This is a genomic window from Neisseria sp. P0007.S010 (assembly GCF_051962875.1).
GTDB lineage: Bacteria > Pseudomonadota > Gammaproteobacteria > Burkholderiales > Neisseriaceae > Neisseria > Neisseria subflava_A.
Genome location: NZ_JBQCUX010000010.1, coordinates 38,217 through 58,606 on the forward strand (window position 1 = coordinate 38,217; position 20,390 = coordinate 58,606).

Annotated in this window: 20 protein-coding genes; 10 read left to right on the plus strand and 10 right to left on the minus strand. The window is 51.9% G+C overall.

Features of this window, described 5'->3' with window-relative positions; translation table 11 throughout:
* Positions 1-268: 268 nt before the first annotated feature.
* The 6 genes from ACTHR7_RS08270 (at position 269) to ACTHR7_RS08295 (ending at position 7,163) form a co-directional block, all read left to right on the plus strand.
* Positions 269-2,371, plus strand: coding sequence for a TonB-dependent siderophore receptor (locus tag ACTHR7_RS08270; RefSeq protein WP_070460546.1), 2,103 nt, complete (start codon positions 269-271; stop codon positions 2,369-2,371).
* A 115-nt stretch (positions 2,372-2,486) separates the two neighbouring features.
* A complete protein-coding gene (locus tag ACTHR7_RS08275; protein ID WP_107857429.1) occupies positions 2,487-3,449 on the plus strand; it encodes a siderophore ABC transporter substrate-binding protein in 963 nt (320 codons plus the stop codon).
* Between the two features lie 230 nt (positions 3,450-3,679).
* A complete protein-coding gene (locus tag ACTHR7_RS08280; protein ID WP_036472618.1) occupies positions 3,680-4,648 on the plus strand; it encodes an ABC transporter permease in 969 nt (322 codons plus the stop codon).
* Entirely contained in the window at positions 4,638-5,609 is a 972-nt protein-coding gene (locus ACTHR7_RS08285) for an iron chelate uptake ABC transporter family permease subunit (protein WP_440370640.1), read from the plus strand. Before ACTHR7_RS08280 ends, ACTHR7_RS08285 begins: the two co-directional genes overlap by 11 nt.
* A gap of 88 nt (positions 5,610-5,697) precedes the next feature.
* Positions 5,698-6,324: an FmdE family protein gene (locus tag ACTHR7_RS08290; protein ID WP_070647247.1), complete on the plus strand. Its 627-nt coding sequence runs from the start codon at positions 5,698-5,700 to the stop codon at positions 6,322-6,324.
* 80 nt (positions 6,325-6,404) lie between these two features.
* Positions 6,405-7,163: an iron ABC transporter ATP-binding protein gene (locus tag ACTHR7_RS08295; RefSeq protein WP_107867869.1), complete on the plus strand. Its 759-nt coding sequence runs from the start codon at positions 6,405-6,407 to the stop codon at positions 7,161-7,163.
* 68 nt (positions 7,164-7,231) lie between these two features.
* Here the strand turns inward: ACTHR7_RS08295 and ACTHR7_RS08300 are convergent, their stop codons facing one another.
* The 4 genes from ACTHR7_RS08300 to ACTHR7_RS08315 form a co-directional block, all read right to left on the minus strand.
* Positions 7,232-8,524, minus strand: a complete 1,293-nt coding sequence (locus tag ACTHR7_RS08300; protein WP_440370641.1) for a valine--pyruvate transaminase — start codon at positions 8,522-8,524, stop codon at positions 7,232-7,234.
* Positions 8,525-8,664: 140 nt separating this feature from the next.
* Positions 8,665-8,823, minus strand: a complete 159-nt coding sequence (locus tag ACTHR7_RS08305; protein WP_039862543.1) for a DUF1328 domain-containing protein — start codon at positions 8,821-8,823, stop codon at positions 8,665-8,667.
* A 72-nt stretch (positions 8,824-8,895) separates the two neighbouring features.
* Positions 8,896-9,090, minus strand: coding sequence for a CsbD family protein (locus ACTHR7_RS08310; protein ID WP_137041495.1), 195 nt, complete (start codon positions 9,088-9,090; stop codon positions 8,896-8,898).
* 301 nt (positions 9,091-9,391) lie between these two features.
* Entirely contained in the window at positions 9,392-9,691 is a 300-nt protein-coding gene (locus ACTHR7_RS08315; RefSeq protein WP_440370642.1) for a porin, read from the minus strand.
* A 94-nt stretch (positions 9,692-9,785) separates the two neighbouring features.
* Between ACTHR7_RS08315 and ACTHR7_RS08320 the strand changes: the two genes are divergently transcribed.
* The 4 genes from ACTHR7_RS08320 (at position 9,786) to ACTHR7_RS08335 (ending at position 13,695) form a co-directional block, all read left to right on the plus strand.
* Positions 9,786-10,616 (plus strand): carbon-nitrogen hydrolase family protein, encoded by an 831-nt coding sequence (locus ACTHR7_RS08320; RefSeq protein ID WP_440370643.1) that lies wholly within the window; start codon positions 9,786-9,788, stop codon positions 10,614-10,616.
* A gap of 9 nt (positions 10,617-10,625) precedes the next feature.
* Entirely contained in the window at positions 10,626-11,171 is a 546-nt protein-coding gene (gene ruvC / locus ACTHR7_RS08325; protein ID WP_003684216.1) for a crossover junction endodeoxyribonuclease RuvC, read from the plus strand.
* 73 nt (positions 11,172-11,244) lie between these two features.
* The gene (locus ACTHR7_RS08330) at positions 11,245-12,129 is read left to right on the plus strand and encodes a lipid A biosynthesis lauroyl acyltransferase (RefSeq protein ID WP_440370657.1); all 885 of its coding nucleotides are present in this window, start codon (positions 11,245-11,247) and stop codon (positions 12,127-12,129) included.
* 771 nt (positions 12,130-12,900) lie between these two features.
* Positions 12,901-13,695, plus strand: a complete 795-nt coding sequence (locus ACTHR7_RS08335) for a 3'-5' exonuclease (protein WP_440370644.1) — start codon at positions 12,901-12,903, stop codon at positions 13,693-13,695.
* Positions 13,696-13,780: 85 nt separating this feature from the next.
* Here ACTHR7_RS08335 and prmC read toward each other — a convergent pair whose 3' ends face one another.
* The 6 genes from prmC to ACTHR7_RS08365 all read right to left on the minus strand — a co-directional run bounded on the left by prmC (position 13,781) and on the right by ACTHR7_RS08365 (position 20,229).
* Positions 13,781-14,593: a peptide chain release factor N(5)-glutamine methyltransferase gene (prmC, locus tag ACTHR7_RS08340; RefSeq protein ID WP_440370658.1), complete on the minus strand. Its 813-nt coding sequence runs from the start codon at positions 14,591-14,593 to the stop codon at positions 13,781-13,783.
* A complete protein-coding gene (locus ACTHR7_RS08345; protein ID WP_296185177.1) occupies positions 14,583-15,044 on the minus strand; it encodes a hypothetical protein in 462 nt (153 codons plus the stop codon). Before ACTHR7_RS08345 ends, prmC begins: the two co-directional genes overlap by 11 nt.
* A 53-nt stretch (positions 15,045-15,097) precedes the next feature.
* Positions 15,098-16,540, minus strand: a complete 1,443-nt coding sequence (tldD, locus tag ACTHR7_RS08350) for a metalloprotease TldD (RefSeq protein ID WP_107697127.1) — start codon at positions 16,538-16,540, stop codon at positions 15,098-15,100.
* 567 nt (positions 16,541-17,107) lie between these two features.
* Positions 17,108-17,950 carry a cell division protein gene (locus ACTHR7_RS08355; protein ID WP_440361892.1) on the minus strand — a complete coding sequence of 281 codons (843 nt, stop codon included), beginning with the start codon at positions 17,948-17,950 and terminating at the stop codon, positions 17,108-17,110.
* Positions 17,951-17,965: 15 nt separating this feature from the next.
* The gene (locus ACTHR7_RS08360) at positions 17,966-19,726 is read right to left on the minus strand and encodes a bifunctional biotin--[acetyl-CoA-carboxylase] ligase/type III pantothenate kinase (RefSeq protein ID WP_070584598.1); all 1,761 of its coding nucleotides are present in this window, start codon (positions 19,724-19,726) and stop codon (positions 17,966-17,968) included.
* Positions 19,723-20,229 carry an adenylyltransferase/cytidyltransferase family protein gene (locus ACTHR7_RS08365; RefSeq protein ID WP_141745162.1) on the minus strand — a complete coding sequence of 169 codons (507 nt, stop codon included), beginning with the start codon at positions 20,227-20,229 and terminating at the stop codon, positions 19,723-19,725. Before ACTHR7_RS08365 ends, ACTHR7_RS08360 begins: the two co-directional genes overlap by 4 nt.
* Positions 20,230-20,390 lie beyond the last annotated feature (161 nt).

Genomic DNA, 20,390 nt, shown 5'->3' on the forward strand with positions numbered 1-20,390 from the left:
AAAGTAAAAAATTCTATGCAGTTTTTCCAAATATTTTCATACGCAAAAATGCCCGATCACTTATTTTTCAGACGGCCTGACATACAAACTGCAAAATTCGTTTAAAAACAACACAATTTCTTTACAAATGCAACATAACTCTTTACAACTATTTCTTTTTAATGCATTATTATAAATGATGATTATTCTTAATTGCATATTTTAAAGATAATTTCTCTTTATTTGCTTTTATTTTTTATTACTGTCATTTTATTAAGGACATTTCTCAATGAATACGCCCCTGTTTCGACTGAGCCTGCTGTCACTGACACTGGCGGCCGGTTTTGCACACGCAGAAAATGAAGCCAAAGACAATGTTGTGCTTGATACCGTTACCGTTAAAGGTGACCGCCAAGGCAGCAAAATCAAAACCAATATCGTCACCCTTCGTCAAAAAGACGAAAGCACATCAACCGATTTGCGCGAATTATTAAAAGAAGAACCTGCCATCGATTTCGGCGGCGGTAACGGCACATCCCAACACATGACCTTGCGCGGCATGGGTCAGAACTCTGTCGACATCAAGGTGGACAACGCCTATTCCGACAGCCAAATACTGTATCACCAAGGCCGTTTCATCATCGACCCTGCGCTGGTCAAAATCGTCTCCGTACAGAAAGGCGCGGGCTCGGCATCTGCCGGTATTGGTGCGACCAACGGCGCGATTATTACTAAAACAGTCGATGCCGAAGACTTGCTAAAAGGTTTGGACAAAAACTGGGGCGTGCGCCTCAGCAGCGGCTATGCCAGCAATGACGGCGTAAACTACGGCGCCAGCGTGTTCGGAAAAGCCGGCAACTTCGACGGCTTATTCTCTTACAACCGCAACGATGAAAAAGATTACGAAGCAGGTAAAGGCTACAAAAGTCCCAACGGCGGCAAAACCGTACCTTACAGCGCACTGGACAAACGCAGCTACCTGGCCAAAATCGGAACAACCTTCGGCGACGGCGACCACCGCATCGTGTTGAGCCACATGAAAGACCAGCACCGGGGCATCCGTACTGTGCGTGAAGAATTTACAATCTTCGAGTCCAACCCTGCAAAAGACAGGCAGAAACCCTCATACCGTGAAACTACCCAATCCAACACCAACTTGGAGTACACGGGTAAAAACCTGGGCTTTGTCGAAAAACTGAACGCCAACGCCTATGTGTTGGAAAACGAACGCTATTCCGCCGATGACAGCGGCAGCGGTTACGCAGGCAATGTGGCAGGTCCGACCACAACCAAAATCACCACCAAAGGTGCGAATATCAACTTCGACAGCCGCCTTGCCGAAAAAACCCTGTTGAAATACGGTGTCAACTACCGCCATCAGGAAATCAAACCTCATACCTTCCTGAATTCGCAATACACCAGCACCAATGCCGCCCTGCAAAGTCTGGTACGCGGATACAGCCTGACCAACCCGACCAAAACCGATTACGGCGTGTATGTCGAAGCCATCCAAGATATCGGCGATGTTACCCTGACCGGCGGTCTGCGTTACGACCATTTCGATATCAAAACCCATGACGGCAAATCGGTTTCAGACGGCAAAGTCAACCCGAGTCTGGGCGTAATTTACCAACCTGTCGAAAACTTGAGCTTCAGCGTAAGCCACAACTACGCCAGCCGCAGCCCGCGCCTGTATGACGCGCTGCAAACCCACGGCAAACGCGGCATCATCTCGATTGCCGACGGCACTAAAGCTGAACGCGCGCGCAATACCGAAATCGGCTTCAACTACAACGACGGCACGTTTGCCGCAAACGGCAGCTACTTCTGGCAGACCATCAAAGACGCGCTTGCCAATCCGCAAAACCGCCACGACTCTGTCGCCATCCGTGAAGCCGTCAACGCCGGCTACGTCAAAAACCACGGTTACGAATTAGGCGCGTCCTACCGTACAGGCGGCCTGACTGCCAAAGTCGGCGTAAGCCACAGCAAACCGCGTTTTTACGATACGCACAAAGATAAATTGTTAAGCGCGAACCCCGAGTTTGGCGCACAAACCGGCCGCACTTGGACGGCCTCCCTTGCCTACCGCTTCCAAAATCCGAATCTGGAAATCGGCTGGCGCGGACGCTATGTTCAAAAAGCCGTGGGTTCGATATTGGTGGCAGGTCAAAAAGGTCGCGACGGCAAACTGGAAAACGTTGTACGCCAAGGTTTCGGTGTGAACGATGTCTTCGCCAACTGGAAACCGCTGGGCAAAGACACGCTCAATGTCAATCTTTCAGTCAACAACGTGTTTAACAAGTTCTACTATCCGCACAGCCAACGCTGGACCAATACCCTACCAGGTACCGGACGTGATGTACGCTTGGGCGTGAACTACCGCTTCTAAGCAATCAGCTTGAAAAAGCCGTCTGAAAACAAAAGTTTTCAGACGGCATCTAGCTTTATAATCCGATACAAGTTATCATTTCGATTTACTTTATTTCCGACTACGGAGAAACCCTATGTTACGTTTGACCGCTTTAGCCGTATGCTGCACCCTCGCTTTGGGTGCGTGTTCACCAAAAGATTCTGCTTCCAATCAGGCGCAAACTGCTTCCGCTTCTGCCGCCCAAACCGAAGGCGCAAGCCTGACGGTGAAAACCACGCGCGGTGAGGCAACAGTGCCGCAAAATCCGGAGCGTATCGCCGTTTACGATTTGGGCATGCTCGACACTTTAAACAAACTGGGCGTGAAAACCGGTTTGTCCGTCGATAAAAACCAGCTGCCTTATTTAGACGAATATTTCAAATCCACGAAACCTGCCGGCACGCTGTTTGAGCCTGACTACGAAGCACTCAACGCTTACAAACCGCAGCTCATCATCATCGGCAGCCGTGCAGCCAAAGCGTTTGACAAGTTGAACGAGATCGCACCGACCATCGAGATGACCGCCGAAACCGCCAATCTGAAAGAAAGCTCAAAAGAGCGCATCGACGCACTGGGTCAAATCTTCGGCAAACAGGCCGAAGCGGACAAGCTGAAAGCGGAAATCGATGCTTCGTTTGAAGCGGCAAAAACTGCTGCGCAAGGCAAAGGCAAGGGTTTGGTGATTTTGGTCAACGGCGGCAAGATGTCGGCTTTCGGCCCTTCCTCACGTTTGGGCGGTTGGTTGCATAAAGACATCGGCGTTCCCGCTGTTGATGAATCGATTAAAGAAGGCAGCCACGGCCAGCCTATCAGCTTTGAATACCTGAAAGAGAAAAACCCTGATTGGCTGTTTGTTTTGGACCGCGGCGCGGCCATCGGTGAAGAAGGTCAGGCTGCGAAAGATGTTTTGGACAATCCTTTGGTTGCCGAAACAACTGCATGGAAAAAAGGACAGGTGGTTTACCTTGTTCCTGAAACTTATTTGGCGGCCGGCGGCGCGCAAGAATTGCTGAATGCTTCCAAACAGGTAAGCGATGCGTTTAATGCCGCCAAGTAATTCGGCGCGGGCATAGCCGCCCGTTTCTTTCAGACGGCCTGAAGGATTTGATGACTCACATGGTCAAGTTGCTTGATCTGAAGTCATTGGATTTAGGCCGTCTGAAAATACATGGTGCAAATGGACAATTTTTGCCTGTTTGCATCTGTTTTTATGATGGGCAAACCTGCCTTTTTTGCCAAATACCTTAACCCTTCTTTCAGACGGCCTTATTTTTTCCGAACCATTTTATGTTTCACAAACCTTCATTTTTAAATGCGGTCAACGGTGTGGCGCTGCTGATATTGTTTGCCGTCAGCCTGTCGGTCGGCGTGGCCGAATTCAAATGGTCCGCCCTGTTTTCGCTATCCGACAGTCAACAGGTCATGTTCATCAGCCGCCTGCCGCGTACGTTTGCGATTGTGCTGACGGGTGCGTCGATGGCGGTGGCCGGTATGATTATGCAGATTTTGATGCGCAACCGTTTTGTCGAACCGTCGATGGTGGGCGCAAGCCAAAGCGCGGCTTTGGGTTTGCTGCTGATGACACTGCTGCTTCCGGCTGCGCCGCTGTTGGCAAAAATGTCGGTTGCCGCCGTTGCCGCGCTGATCGGGATGTTGGTCTTTATGTTGCTGATCCGCCGCCTGCCGCCGACCGCGCAACTGATGGTGCCTTTGGTCGGGATTATTTTCGGCGGTGTGATTGAGGCGGTGGCCACCTTTATCGCGTATGAAAACGAAATGCTGCAAATGCTCGGCGTGTGGCAACAGGGCGATTTTTCCGGCGTGTTGCTCGGGCGGTATGAATTGTTGTGGGCAACGGGGATTTTGGCTTTGTTTGCCTATTTGATTGCCGACCAGCTGACGATTTTGGGTTTGGGCGAAACGGTAAGCGTGAACTTGGGGCTGAACCGGACGGCGATTCTATGGTCGGGGCTGATTATTGTGGCGCTGATTACGTCTTTGGTGGTCGTGACGGTCGGCAATATTCCGTTTATCGGCTTGGTCGTGCCGAACATCATCAGCCGCCTGATGGGCGACAAACTGCGTCAAAGCCTGCCTGCGGTGGCCTTGCTGGGCGCGTCTTTGGTGTTGCTGTGCGATATTGTCGGACGCGTGATTGTGTTTCCGTTTGAAATTCCGGTCTCTACGGTTTTTGGCGTAATGGGGACGGCTTTGTTTTTGTGGCTTTTATTAAGGAAACCTGCTCATGCCGTCTGAAAAAAATATCGGTTTTATGGCAGGAAGCAGCCGTCCGTTGTGGGTCGCCTTTGCGCTGTTGCTGGTTTCCTGCGTCCTGTTTATGACGCTCAACGTCAAAGGCGATTGGGACTTTGTCTTGCACCTGCGCCTGACCAAGCTTACCGCGCTGCTGATGGTCGCCTATGCGGTCGGCGTATCCACGCAACTCTTCCAAACGCTGACCAACAATCCAATTCTGACCCCTTCGATTTTGGGTTTCGATTCGCTGTATGTGTTTTTGCAGACATTGCTGGTGTTTACGCTCGGCGGCGTGGGCTATGCTTCCCTGCCGTTGACGGGCAAATTCGGCTTTGAACTGGTCGTCATGATGGGCGGCTCGCTGCTGCTGTTCTACACGCTCATCAAACAGGGCGGACGCGATTTGTCGCGCATGATTTTAATCGGCGTGATTTTCGGGATTTTGTTCCGCAGCCTGTCGTCGCTGCTTTCGCGCATGATTGACCCCGAAGAATTTACCGCCGCGCAGGCGAATATGTTTGCCACCTTCAATACTGTCCACTCGGAATTGTTGGGTATCGGCGCAGTCGTGTTGCTCATCAGCGCCGCCGTGATCTGGCGCGAACGCCACCGCCTCGATGTTTACCTGCTCGGCCGCAATCAGGCCATCAATTTGGGCATCAACTACACGCGCAATACCTTATGGCTGCTGTTGTGGATCGCCGCGCTGGTTGCGACCGCCACCGCCGTTGTCGGCCCAGTAAGCTTTTTCGGCCTGCTGGTTGCCGCGCTGGCCAACCATTTTTCCCCGTCGGTCAAACATTCCGTCCGCCTGCCCATGACTTTTTGTGTCGGCGGCATCCTATTGGTCGGCGGGCAAACCATCTTCGAACACTTCCTCGGCATGCAGGCTGTATTGAGCGTGGTCGTCGAATTTGCAGGCGGATTGGTATTTTTATATTTGGTGTTGAAAAAGAAATAAATTAAACGTGCCCAAACGCTCGCAAAAATAAACTCAGGCCGTCTGAAACCTTCAGACGGCCTAAGCAAACCCATAAAGGACAACCCTCATGACACAAGAACGCCTTCCTTCATTCTTCGATGAAGCCCCGACCATTACCGTCCAAGACGCATTGGCCGACTTCCTCGGCGCAGCCGAAAACGGCATCTTCACTTACCGCTACGCCGATGCCGTGCGCCTGTGCGGCCACTCCTGCCCGACTGTCGCCGGTGCCTACCTGATGGTGGTCAAAGGCCTGAAAGCCCTTTACGGCGCAGAGCTGCCGCAACGCGGCGACATCGAAGCCTTTATGCAGGGCGAGCGTGACGAAGGCACGACCGGCGTTACCGCTTCCGTCGTCCAACTCCTTACCGGCGCGGCACCCGAAACCGGCTTTGGCGGCGTAGGCCCAGCCGGACGCTTTGCCCGCCGCCACCTCTTGTCCTTTGGTACAGGCGAAATCAACGGCACACTCGCGCTCCGCCGCCGCGATACCGGCAAAACCGTTGCCGTCAGCCTCAATGCCGCGCTCCAACCCTTTGCGCCGCAAATGCGCGACATCATGCCCAAAGCCGTCAGCGGCAGCGCAAGTGCCGACGAACTCAAACAATTCGGCGAGCTTTGGCAAGAACGCGTCCGCGCCTTCCTGATCGACCAAGCCGACAATCCCGAATTTGTTACCGTCAGCGAAATCTAACCACACCATACAGGAATAAAATTCAGACGGCCTCACGCTGAAAGGCCGTCTGAAACTCAAATTTCCACTTGGATCCGCCTATGATTACCATCCGCAACGTCAGCCACACCATCGGCAGCAACCCCATCCTCAACGACGTCAGCCTCGACATTCCCGAAGGCGGCATTACCGCGCTGATCGGCCCGAACGGCGCAGGCAAGTCCACACTCCTCTCCTTTATGGCGCGCCTGCAGCCCTTGGTATACGGCAACATCAGCTACGCAGGCAAAGACATCAAAACCACCCCCACCGCCGAACTCGCCCGCACGCTCTCCATCCTCACCCAAGAAAACAGCATCATGAGCCGCATTACCGTGCGCGACCTGCTCATGTTCGGCCGCTATCCCTACCACCAAGGCAGGCCGTCTGAAAATGACAAAACCATCGTCGAAGAAGCGCTCGCCGAGTTCCACCTGCAAGACTTTGCCGACCGTTACCTGACCGAGCTTTCCGGCGGCCAACGCCAGCGCGCCATGATTGCCATGGTGTTCTGTCAGCGCACCGACTACGTTTTGCTGGACGAGCCGCTGAACAACCTCGACATGTATCATGCCCGCTCCCTCATGCAGATCCTGCGCCGGCTGACCGACGAACACAAACGCACCACCGTCGTCGTCCTGCACGACATCAACCAGGCCGCCGCCTACGCCGATTACGTCGTCGCCATGAAAAACGGCCAAGTCGCCATGCAGGGCAAGCCCAACGATATTTTCACCGCCGAAAACATCAAAACCCTATTCGATATGGACGTCAACGTCCTCGATTACGAAGGCAAAAAACTGGTTATCCACCATATCTAAATCCGACAAAAAGGCCGTCTGAAACCCGATTGCTCATGTTTCAGACGGCCTTTGCCTATTCAAAGCATTTATTTTTTATCGTACAAACCGCGCACCACACGACCGATTGCGGCAATGCCTTTTTTCAGCGTTTCCGCGTCCTGCGCAATGCTCATACGGATGCACTCGTGCGCATGCGGATAATCTTGCGTATCAATGCCGACAAAGAAATGCTCGCCTGGAATAATCAGCGTACCTTCAGCCTTGAGCATTTCGTACAAGGTTTGCGACGAAACAGGCAGGTTTTCAAACCAAAGCCACAAGAAAATCGCACCTTCAGGCTTGTGGATTTTCAACGGATACGCGCCCAATTCGCGCTTGAGCAGGGCAACCGCCGTTTGCGCCTGCTGACGGTAAAACGGCTGAATCACTTCATCGGCCAGCTGTTTCAGACGGCCGTCGTTCAACAGCGGAGCCGCAATCGCCGCGCCGAAACGGGTTGGCGACAGGTTCACAATCGCATTCAAACTGCTGACGGCTTTGACCACTTCCGGCGCGGCGACAATAATGCCGGTACGCACGCCGGGCAGGCCGATTTTAGACAGGCTGAAGCAGAGGATGATGTTTTCGTGCCAGTTGAGCGTCACATCGCTGTAAATAATATTTGGAAACGGCATGCCGTAAGCGTTGTCAATAATCAATGGAATCCCATGTTCCTGGGCCAAAGCGTCCAAACGCGCCATCTCGCCGTCGGTCAACACATTGCCGGTCGGATTAGTCGGGCGCGAACAGCAAATCGCACCGATTTTGCCCTCTTTCAATTCAGGCAGACCCTCCAGCGCGTCAAAGTCAACGCGGTATTTAAAAAAGCCCGCTTCACCTTCGTGTTCGACATTTTCGATTCTCGGTTTTACCGAAATAAAATGCTGCCCTTCGACATGCACGTCGGCATAACCGATATATTCAGGCGCAAGCGGCAACAAAATGGCTTTCTCAGCCGTTTGGCCGTCTGAAAAATTGAATTTGCCGCCGAACAGGTTGAACAAATAGAAAAACGCGTTTTGCGAACCATTGGTCAACGCGATATTGTCCGCCGTCAGGTTCCAGCCGTATTCGCGGTTGAGAAACTCCGTCAAAGCCGCAATCAGCGCCGCATCGCCCTGCGGATTGGAATAATTACCGATATTCTCAACAGCGTGTTCCGCTGCCAGTTTAGAAAACACATCGGCGAACACCGCATTGACTTCAGCAATCTTCGCCGGATTGCCGCCGCCAAGCATATTGACGGGCTTATCGCTTTTGAGCGCGTCGCCCAAATCGTCCATCAACTGCAAAATACCGCTGTGTTGTGTGAATTTTTCGCCGAATGCTGAAAACTGCATGGAAACTCCGTTGCTGAGTGTGTAAAAAAATAAACCGCTATTATAAGAACAAAGGCCGTCTGAAAACCAGTTATCCTGATTTTTCAGACGGCCTATTTGACGGAATGGTGGCTTGATACAACCTTATTGGTCTACAGGTATTATTTCTTCCTGCCAAAAATCAGTGATATCACCGACAAGATCAAGAAACCGGCAAATAAAATTTTGGCTATGCCTGCCGCACTACCTGCAATACCACCGAAACCTAATACAGCTGCAATAATAGCGATGATAAAGAAAACGATCGAATAATGAAGCATGATTTTTTCCTTTCGATTTAATATAAAAACGGTCGAGGGAGAGACGACCGTTTATTGTGAAATTCAACGGTCTTAGTTGTTCAACCAATCATCAATTTCTTTTTCAACTTCATCTTTAGTACGACCGTAACGCTCTTGGAGCTTACCGGCCAACTGATCGCGCTTGCCTTCGATGATGTCCAAATCGTCGTTTGTCAACTCGCCCCATTTTTCTTTGGCTTTACCTTTAAGTTGCTCCCATTTTCCTTTGATAATATCTTCATTCATGGTTATACCATCCTATCTTATTGATTAGTATTTAACTCACGGATAAAACCGCTTGCATTTAACCTTACTTGATAATTTATTAATTTTCAAGCAAAGATAATGCTGATTTTTTAATCAATCAACCAATATCTTATTAATCTCCCACTTAATCAATAAGTTATACAAAACCGTTAAATTTTGAAAATATTAAGATATTATTGATTACCACTCTTTAAGCGTATTCTTTAAATCAATCGGCCTCACTATAAAAAACAGGCCGCCTGAAAATCTTTCAGACGGCCTTTACTATTCAATCTTTCCTTTAACGGCCAAAATTATCTCGGCGTTCGCGCCAGTCTTGACGGATGGAGCCGCTTTTGCCGACCGGTGTGTCTTGTTCGACTTCCCAAATAAAATTCGTTCCGCCGCCAATTGGATGCGAGCCGCGCAAACCGATGTGGCTGCCTTGGTCGGCAACGGCGGTTCGGCTATATGTTTGGCCGCCGAAACGGGTTTGCGAGGTTTCGATGCCGCTTTTGATGCTGCCGTAAAGCTGTACGTCGGCATGTGCAGCGAATGCGGTGGTGGAAAGTGCGGCAGTGAGGAGAAGTTTCAAGTTCATGGTTTATCCTTTTTTGGAGAGGAATTGTGTGACGATTGTATCGGCCTTGTGCGTAAACAAGTTACAATTCTTGCAAAATCTGACAGGAGTTTTGATGATGCGCTCTTTACGCGCCGCCGCTGTGCAAATGGTGTCGTCCACCGACCCAGAAACCAATATTGCCACCATGAGGCGACTTGTCCGCAAGGCGGCCGAACAAGGGGCGGATTGGGTGTTGCTGCCCGAATATTGGCCGCTGATGGGTAAAAACGATACGGACAAGCTGGCATTTGCCGAGCCTTTGGACGATGGACGCGTTGGTGAAACCTGCCATCCCCGTTTTCAGACGGCCTTAAACGAAACGGCAAGGGAATGCGGCGTGGTGTTGTTTGGCGGTACGGTTCCGTTGCAAAGCCCAGACGCTGGCAAGGTGATGAACACGATGCTGGTGTATGACCGCGACGGCAACCGAATCGGGCTTTACCACAAAATGCATCTTTTCGGCTTTTCCGGTTTGAGCGAACGCTACGCTGAAGCCGATACGATACTGGCAGGAAGCGATGTGCCGAAGTTAAGCGTGGACGATGTTCCGCTGGCGGCCGGCGTCTGCTACGATTTGCGCTTTCCTGAGTTTTTCCGCGCCCAGCAGCCGTTTGATGTTTTGCTGTTGCCGGCCGCGTTTACCTACACGACCGGCAAGGCGCATTGGGAATTGCTGCTTCGCGCCCGTGCGGTGGAAAACCAATGCTACGTCATTGCATCGGCACAAGGCGGACTGCATGAAAGCGGCCGCCGCACATTCGGCCACAGTATGATTATCGACCCTTGGGGCGATGTATTGGCGACGTTGCCGGAAGGCGAAGGCGTGATTTGTGCCGATTTGGATACCGCGCGCCTGCAAAGCGTGCGCACGCGCCTGCCCGCCCTAAAACACCGATTACTTTAAACACGCACTATGTCCCAGTTCCAACCCACACGCATTCTCGGCATCGACCCCGGCAGCCGCGTGACCGGCTTCGGCGTAATTGATGTCCACGGCCGCGAGCATCATTATGTTGCTTCCGGCTGTATCAAAACGCCGACCGGCGCGTCACTTTCCGAACGCATCGCCGTGATTGTCCGCCATATTGACGAAATCATCCGCCACTATCAGCCGCATCAAGCGGCCATCGAGCAAGTCTTCGTCAACGTCAATCCGGCCGCGACGTTAATGCTCGGTCAGGCGCGCGGTGCAGCGATTGCCGCTTTGGTTATGCACGATTTGCCCGTATTTGAATACACCGCGCTTCAAGTCAAGCAGGCTGTGGTCGGCAAGGGCAAGGCCGCCAAAGAGCAGGTGCAGCATATGGTTGTCCAAATGCTCGCACTTTCAGGCACGCCTCAAGCCGATGCCGCCGACGGACTCGCCGTTGCCCTCACCCATGCCCTGCGCAATCACGGATTGGCTTCTCAACTCAATCCCGACGGCCTACAGGTCAAACGCGGCCGTTTCCAATGGTAAGCCGACATTCAGGCCGTCTGATGTTCCAGCCCGTTTTCAGACGGCCTTTCGGTTATAATAGCCCTTTGCCCACATACAGCGAGCCTGCATGAAAGCCGCCTTCCTTTTTCTCTACCTCATCCGCCTGCTGCCTTTTTGCGTGTTGCACAAGATTGCCGACGCGATCGGCATTCTCGCCTATTACGCAGTCAAACCGCGCCGCAAAGTCGGTGAGGTCAACCTCAAAAAATGCTTTCCCGAGCTGAACGACAGCCAGCGCACTGCCCTGCTCAAACGCCATTTCCAACACATGGCCAAACTGATGCTCGAATACGGCCTTTACTGGTACGCGCCTGCGGACAAGCTGCGCTCGTTGGTACGCTATCAAGACAAACACCATCTTGACGAAGCCCTCGCCGCCGGCGAAAAAGTCATCATCCTCTATCCGCACTTTACCGCATTTGAAATGGCGGTTTACACGCTCAATCAGGATGTACCGCTGACCAGCATGTATTCGCACCAAAAAAACAAAGCCCTGGACGAGCAAATCCTGAAAGGCCGCCACCGCTACAACAATGTTTTCCTGATCGGCCGCACAGAAGGCCTGCGCGCCATCATCAAACACCTGCGCAAAAGCGATGCGCCCTTTCTTTATCTGCCCGACCAAGACTTCGGCCGCAACGATTCCATTTTCGTCAATTTCTTCGGCATTCAGACGGCCACGATTACCGGCCTCAGCCGTATTGCCGGCATGACCAAAGCCAAAATCATTCCCGCCATCCCCACGCGTGAAGCCGACAATACCGTAACCCTGCGCTTCTATCCGGCTTGGGACAATTTCCCGACCGAAAATGTCGAAGCCGACACCCAGCGCATGAACGACTTCATCGAAGAGCGGGTACGCGAGCATCCCGAACAATATTTCTGGCTGCACAAACGCTTCAAAACCCGTCCCGAAGGCGAAAACAGCTTTTATTGACTACATTAAATTACAATTTGAATATGCAAAAAGCGGCGAAATCCTTCTTTCGCCGCTTTTTCATTTTAATTGAAATCAAACCGAAACTCATATTTGACTTCAAACAATCAAATAATATTCCGCTTTAAATGCTTTAAAAACAGCTTTTTTATCGCGATTGAAACTCTCAAACAACCCTATATTTTTTCTCAAATGAAAAACATCAGGCCCAATATACTTTTTTCATTTACATATTAAATTTAATTTCTTTTAAAAACAATATATTACAAAACAGTCCATCTGAAAAAATGCATTTTAATCATTCAAAATATGAAATAAAATTAAATTAAAATTTAAAAAAATAAAATAAATATCTAATTTTTAAATAATCATGAAATATAATTGCAAAAATATGACAAAATTTGCAATTTATACTGAACCAGACCCTCAGAAAAAAATACTTGGCAAACTGTAAAAATTCGCGTAAATTTCACTACATCAAATTACAAAACATTCAGACGGCCTCAGCCGGTTTTAGATCTTTTGTAAGCAGTTTTCTGATATTGCAAGAAATTGCGGTATGTTAGAGGATTTCGGTGCAATGCCCGAAATGAAAGTTTACCGATGCAGAGTTGAGCTGCATCTGTAAAGCCGCAGGTGAAAGCCTGTATTGTTTGTGAAGCGTAAATCTCTGATTTGAGGTATTGGGGCAATCCTGTGGGGGATTGCCTCTTTTTTTATCTGCGCCGTCATGCCACAATGACATCATCCCTTATCCAACCCGATCACGCCATGACTCCGATACTCACCTTCGACATCGAAACCATTCCCGACGTAAACGGCATCCGCCAGCTTTACGATTTGCCTGCCGATTTGCCCGACAACGAAGTCGTCCTGTTTGCCCAACAGCAACGCCGTGCCAAAACCGGCAGCGACTTTATGCAACACCATCTGCACCAAGTCGTCGCCATCTCCTGCTGTATGCGCTGGGGGCAAGACAAAATCCGCGTCAGCACCATCGGCGATCCCGAAGACAGCGAAGAAGTCATGATTGCCAAGTTCTTCGAGGTCATCGAAAACTATACGCCGCAACTCGTCAGCTGGAACGGCGGCGGTTTCGACCTGCCCGTCCTCCACTACCGCGCCCTGATACACGGCATCAGCGCCGCCCGCTATTGGGACATGGGCGACGGCGACTTTGGCGACAGCCGCGACTTTAAGTGGAACAACTACATCAGCCGCTACCACTCCCGCCATTGCGACCTGATGGATTTGCTCGCCCTCTACCAACCGCGTGCCAGCGTGCCTTTGGACGATATGGCCAAACTCTGCGGCTTTCCCGGCAAACTGGGCATGGACGGCAGCAAGGTTTGGGATGCTTATCATGCAGGCCGTCTGAAAGACATCCGCGACTATTGCGAAACCGATGCCGCCAATACCTACCTGATGTACATGCGCTTTCGCATGATGAGCGGCGCGCTCGATGCCGACGAATACGAAGTCGAAATCAAACGCATCAAACATTATCTGGCTGCACAAGCCGAAGAAAAACAACACTGGGCGGAGTTTGTCGCTGCTTGGCGTTAAACCAGGCCGTCTGAACAGCTAAACCAGAAAACCAAAAGGGCGTGATCGACACGCCCTTTTTTTATATTCCGACAAACCATGCCCACTAAGCAGGCAAACGCCCCAGCGTGACCCTGTCCAATCCTGCCAAATCCTGTTCGGTTGCCACTTCGGCAAAACCGTTCTCCAGCATAATATTTCGCACTGCTTCGCCTTGGTCATAGCCATGTTCAAACAGCAGCCAGCCGTTGACCTTCAGGTATTTGGGAGCTTCTTGGGTAATGTGGCGGATATGGCTGAGGCCGTCTGAAAAGTCGGTCAACGCATTTTGCGGTTCAAACCTCAAATCGCCTTGCGATAAATGTTCATCGCCGTCCTCGATATACGGCGGATTGGAAACAATCACATCGTATAGGCCTTCAGACGGCCTGTCGGTATCAAACCACGACCCCTGCGCAAACTCCACTTTTGCGCCCAATTCGGCCGCATTTTGACGGGCTGTATCCAAAGCACCGACGCTGATATCGGATGCGCGAACATCGGCATCAACGCGTTCAAGCGCGACGGTCACGGCAATGGCACCGCTTCCCGTCCCCAAATCCCACACGCGACCTTGCGGCGGCAAGCGTTTGAGTACGGCTTCCACCAAATGCTCGGTTTCAGGGCGCGGAATCAGCACATGAGGATTGACGGCAAAACGTCTCCCGTAAAATTCACGCTCGCCCAACAGATAGGCCATCGGCTCGCCTTTCAGACGGCGTTGGGCCAAAGCCTCCAAGGTTTGCAGGGCAGACTCTGCCAAATCGTCCGTACCGCGTGTCACCAGCTGCGCACGCGTATAACCCAGCGCATATTGCAACAACATCCGCGCTTCATTTTTGGGCAGTGCCGATTGGCGCAACCATTCATCAAGCGTCATTTTTCGTCCCATCTGCCAGCGTTGTGGCTTTTCTTTCCTTAATCTTTCCGGCAAACGTGCCGATGGTGGCAACCGCAAATGCGGCATACCACAAATAAAATCCGGCGCCGTAGCGCACGATATCCGATGTATTCCCTGCTTCATCGACGTGTACGGCTTTCACACTGAAGGCCACCAGCGCCAAGCCCCAAAGTGCCGCATGGACAGGCACGACCTTCTTCCGCAACGCCAGCAAAACAATGGCCCCCAACCAAACATAATTGGCATAGGCCGCACAATATCTTATATCCAAAGAAGCAAATATCGATCCCAAAATCAAAACGGTCAAACCCTTCATGCTTTCATGATTGCCCAAATAAAATGCAACATTGGACAAAGACGCTATCCACAGGGCAACCGACACCAGCAACATCACTATGGGAAAACTTGATTTCCGATTCTGTTCCTGCATGGTTTCATCCTAATGTAAAAGGCCGTCTGAAAACCTTTCAGACGGCCTGCCGTTCAAATTTCACTACCGCCGACGGTCAGTCCGGCATCAATCCTCAGGGTCGGTTGTCCTACGCCGACAGGAACGCTCTGCCCTTCTTTGCCGCAGACGCCGATGCCGCTGTCGAGCGTGGAGTCATTGCCTATCATGGAAACGTGTTTCAACACTTCGGGGCCGTTGCCGATGATGGTCGCGCCTTTGACAGGATATTGCAGCTTGCCGCCTTCCACCCACCACGCTTCGGATGCGCTGAACACGAATTTGCCGCTGGTAATGTCCACTTGTCCGCCGCCAAAGTTGACGGCGTAAATGCCCTTGTCAATGGAAGCGATGATTTCTTCCGGCTCATAGCCGCCGTTTTCCATAAAGGTATTGGTCATGCGCGGCATAGGCGCAGAAGCGTAACTTTCGCGGCGGCCGTTGCCGGTCGATTGCGTACCCATCAGGCGGGCGTTGGTTTCGTCCTGCATATAGCCGACCAAAATCCCGTCTTCGATCAATACAGTGCGGCGAGTTTCGTTGCCTTCGTCGTCGATATTGAGCGAACCGCGTCTGTCGGCAATATCTCCTTGGTCAACGACAGTAACGCCTTTGGCGGCCACACGCTCGCCGATTCTGCCGGAGAAAACGCTGGTTTCTTTGCGGTTGAAATCGCCTTCCAAACCATGTCCAACCGCTTCGTGCAACAACACGCCCGGCCAGCCGTTGCCCAAAACGACGGTCATCTCGCCGGCAGGCGCAGGACGGGACTCAAGATTGGTCAGGGCTTGTTTGACGGCGGCATCGACAAACCGACAAACCAAGTTTTCATCGAAATACGCCAAATCATAACGCCCGCCGCCGCCCGCGCTGCCCTGCTCGCGACGCTCGCCCTGCTTGGCAATGACGGTAACGTTCATGCGCACCATCGGGCGGATGTCGGCAGCGTGTTTACCGTCCAGACGGGCGATGTACACCATGTCGTATTCGCAGGTCAAACCGGCCATCACTTGCACGATACGCGGATCGGCGGCTTTGGCCAGCGTTTCAACTTTGTTCAACAGCGCGACTTTGGCGGCAGAACCGAGGCTGGCAATAGGGTCAATCGCCATATGGACATGCTTGCCGTAGGCAGGTGTCGGCACTTTGATGCTGGCTTCGCTACCGGCCGCACCAATCACGCGCACTGCTTTAGCAGAGCGGTTGATCGAATCAATACACAGGCTGTCGGCGTAGGCAAAAGCGGTTTTATCACCCGATACGGCACGCACGCCCACGCCCTGATCGATTTGGAAGCTGCCCGATTTGACGATGCCTTCTTCCAAATGCCAACTTTCATGGGCAGTGCGCTGACAATAGATGTCGGCATAATCGACATGGTTGGCGCCGATAATGCTCAGGCTTTGGGCGAGCAAATCGGGGGAAAGATGGTTGGCTTCGAGCAAATCTCGCTGTACCGCGGCGTAGGTTTGTTGCATAATTTTTCAGACGGCCCGACAAGCAGGCAAAGTTAATTTGGCCTTGATTATACGGTATTTTATATGGCTTTGGATATGTTGATTGCTTGGTTTTATGAGTGATTGAAACAAATCAAAAGGCCGTCTGAAACATAGGAATATAGGGTTGAAATGTTTGCCTTACCCTATTTCAACCAGCCTGTTTGTTTGACGTTCAGACGGCCTTTTCAATCATGGCAAAGCCAACACCGCAATTTAATTTCCATAAAAAACAAAATATTACAGTAAAACCCCTTATTTTTTCAATTTTGCTATTGATAATAGTTATTATTAGCGTATAATCAAACTCACTCGGAAGACGTCCTAATCCGAGCCATTAAACGACAGATTTTATCCCCCTCTTCCCCATTATCTCTTGATACTCGGAGTGCGCATATACGAAACATACCTGTTCCCCTTTATATCAGATACTCAAAACCGAAAAACATGAAACCCACTGCCGATACAGTGGGTTTCGTGTTTTGTGTCGCTTGGTTTATCAGGCTTGACCGATTGCTGATCAGGCTGTCTGAAACCGAATAGGCCTGATTATCGGCAGGTTTTCATGTTCAATTTACCATAACGGCCGACAATGTTTCTGATGTCTTGGGCATCGCGCTCGTCGACCGCCATGAAGACCACGGTCATGCGCGCCACGCTCAAACCGGTATCGGGTGCGCTTCTGTCTTCCTGTTCGACAATGCGCGCGCCGCCGAAACCTGCGCTGGACAAGCGTGAAATCAAAACTTGGGCGGAAGAGCGGCTGCGTGTTACGTCAATGCTGATTTCACCGTTGTGAATGCTGCCGCTAAAGCCGCGGCTGCCCAAGGCATCAAGCTGGGCGGAGGTATCGCCGTCGGCAGGCAAAACCACGCGGAAGGTTTTGGAAGCAGTCTCGCCACCGGATGCGCCGTTGCGTTTTTCGATACTGCGGCTGGCCGCATGAGGCCATTTGCCCAACAGGCCTTTGATGCGGTGGTAATCATCTTCATCCATCACCACGGTGGCGCTGCTGGTACACAAGCGTTCCACGCCGGCTGCACCCATCTCTTCTTCAGCGGCGCGACGCTCTTGCGCCTCTTTCTCGTGGCGCATTTTTTCTTTTTTCTCTTTCAACTGCTGCGCTTCTTGCTTTTTACGCAAGGCTTCCGCTTCTTCGGATTCAGGTTCGGCCATAATCAGGCCGTCTGATTCGACCACCACCCAATCGGGTTGCGATGCCTGCTGCGGCTCGGCTTTGGGCGCGTCCAAAGAAGACGGGCGCAATAATTCGTGCGTACCGCCTTCCAAGGCAGATTCGGGTTTGGCGGTTTTATGTTGTGTCCGATAGGCAACCATGCTGCCAAAAACAATGATGTTGAGTGCGACCAAGACCGCAAACAGCCATTTCATGATGCGTTTTCCTTTTTATTGTCCGTTGCGATGGGCAATCCAATGCAAGAGCCCGTGAATCACGAGATTATCGACGATTTTCACTTGATTGTCATGAACGAATGACTCCGGCAGCGCCTGCACGACTCTGGCCGCGCCGCCACCCGTGATAATAATATCGACCGGTTTGCCCTCGCCCGTTTTGTCTTTCAGACGGCCATGCATCATCATCAACGCGCCGCAAACGGCATCCATCATGCCGCTGGCAATGGCGTTCGGCGTTGTGGTTGGGAACGGATATACCTTGCCGATGGGGCGGTTGAGGTTGGCGGTCTTGAGCGCCATCGCCTCTTTCATTAAGTGGAAACCGGGCATGATGGTGCCGCCGAGATAATGATTGTCTTCCGTCAGCGCGTCGGTGGTTACGGCAGTACCGCAGCTGACGACGACGCAGGCGTTTTGCGTAAAGCGACGACTGCCCAGCGCATTAAACCAACGGTCAGAACCATGTTCTTCAGGGCGGCGATAATGGTTGCGGATACCCAAGGCCTGCGGCATGGAAGACAGCCATTCGACCGGACGGGTTAATTGTTCTTCGACCATCGCTTTTTTTACCGAACCGCACACGGCGCAACCGACAATCTTCACATCTTCATCGGCAAATTGCAGCCATTCTTCACCCAGCTGGGTCAAATCACGATACGGCGCACGGCCGACTTCGGAAAATGTGCCGTTCTCCACCCACGCCCATTTCAACTGACTGTTGCCGCCGTCCAGCAGCAAAAAGCGTTCCGGCTTGGCGGTGGCAGGTTGTACCGGGCGGTTATCCGGACGCAAGCTGATCTCTCCGCTGACAATGGTTTTTTCGCCCTTGTCCGTCAACAAACGCAACGCGCCTTGCGCATCCACGCCTTTGACCACGCCTTCATGTACAACGCGTCCTTCCTGAAGCAGCAACACCGGCCTGTCCGTGTCACGGTTGGCGGCATTGTATTCGCTGACACATGATGCAAATCCGTTTTGCGCGTATTCGTTCAACAGCGCATCGAGTTGCACCAATACCGCATTCAATAAGGTTTTGACGCTTACGCCCTGCTTAGAGGCCGTCTGAAACAAGGCCTGCACGGAAGTGGCATTTTCAACTTCTTTCGGCAATACAAAATTGATACCGATGCCGATGACGGCGACAGTCTTATTATCTACCCGCGCCGTTTCAATCAAAATACCGGCCAATTTATCGTTGGCCACGACCAAATCGTTCGGCCACTTGATATTTACGTCCAAACCGATATCGGCAAGCGCGCGGCGACAAGCCAATGCCACCACCAACGCCAGCGAACCCAGCTCATACTGCGGCTTGTCAAACGCCCAGCCCAAGCTAAACATCAAACATTCGCCCTGTCGGTTGACCCAGCTTCGCCCTTGCCGTCCGCGGCCTTTGGTTTGGAAATGCGCCACACACAAGGCCTTATGCGCCAAATCTGCCGACTGGCGCGCCAACGCCATGATTTCATCGTTGCTGGACGAACATTCGTGTTTCAACTGCGCACGAAAACCCTGTTTGCCGGCCATTTGTTGCAAAGATTCTTCGGAAAACACAGCCAAAGGGCGCACCAAGCGCCATTGCCCGTCGTGCTGACGCAGCAAACCGCGGATATGCCCCGGCATCTGCTGCCAAAATCCGTTTAATTGTTGCGGCTTCATACCGACCACGCGCGCCAACTGAGAAACGTGTTGCGGCAGGCCGTCTGAAAGCGCGGCGAGCAAGGCCCAATGGCGGCTGTTCAAATCCGTCATTCGCCTCCTCCGGCTTCGCGGATTTTCGCCAACGTTTTGGTGGTCGAAGTCTGGTGTAAAAACGGAATCGAAAACACTTTGCCGCCGCGCGCAAACGTCTCGGCCGCACCGACAATCTTATCCACAGGCCAGTCGCCGCCTTTAATCAATACATCGGGTTTGACCATTTCAATCAACGCGGCAGGCGTATCGTCATCAAACCAAGTGACCAAATCCACGCTCGCCAATGCCGCTGCCACTGCCGCGCGGTTTTCCAAAGGATTAATCGGGCGATCATCCCCTTTGCCCTGACGGCGCACCGAAGCATCGGTATTCAACGCCAGCACCAAAGCCGCACCGGCCGATCGCGCCTGCGCCAGATAGGTTACATGGCCCCTATGGAGAATATCGAAACAGCCATTGGTAAACACCAGCGGACGGGGCAATGCCGCCAAACGCTCCGCCAGCTTTTCGGGCGGACAGATTTTAGATTCGAATTCTGGAGCTGACCATTCGGACATGATGCGGTTCCTTTGGGAGTGAAACAGAAAATAACCGGGGTATTATAAAGGATAACGGCGAAACGCCATAAAAAGATACCGAACGGTACAATATTCGGGCTTGATTGCGTATTCATTGATATTTGATATCACGGCAAACGCCATTTTTGCCGATGCCATGATGA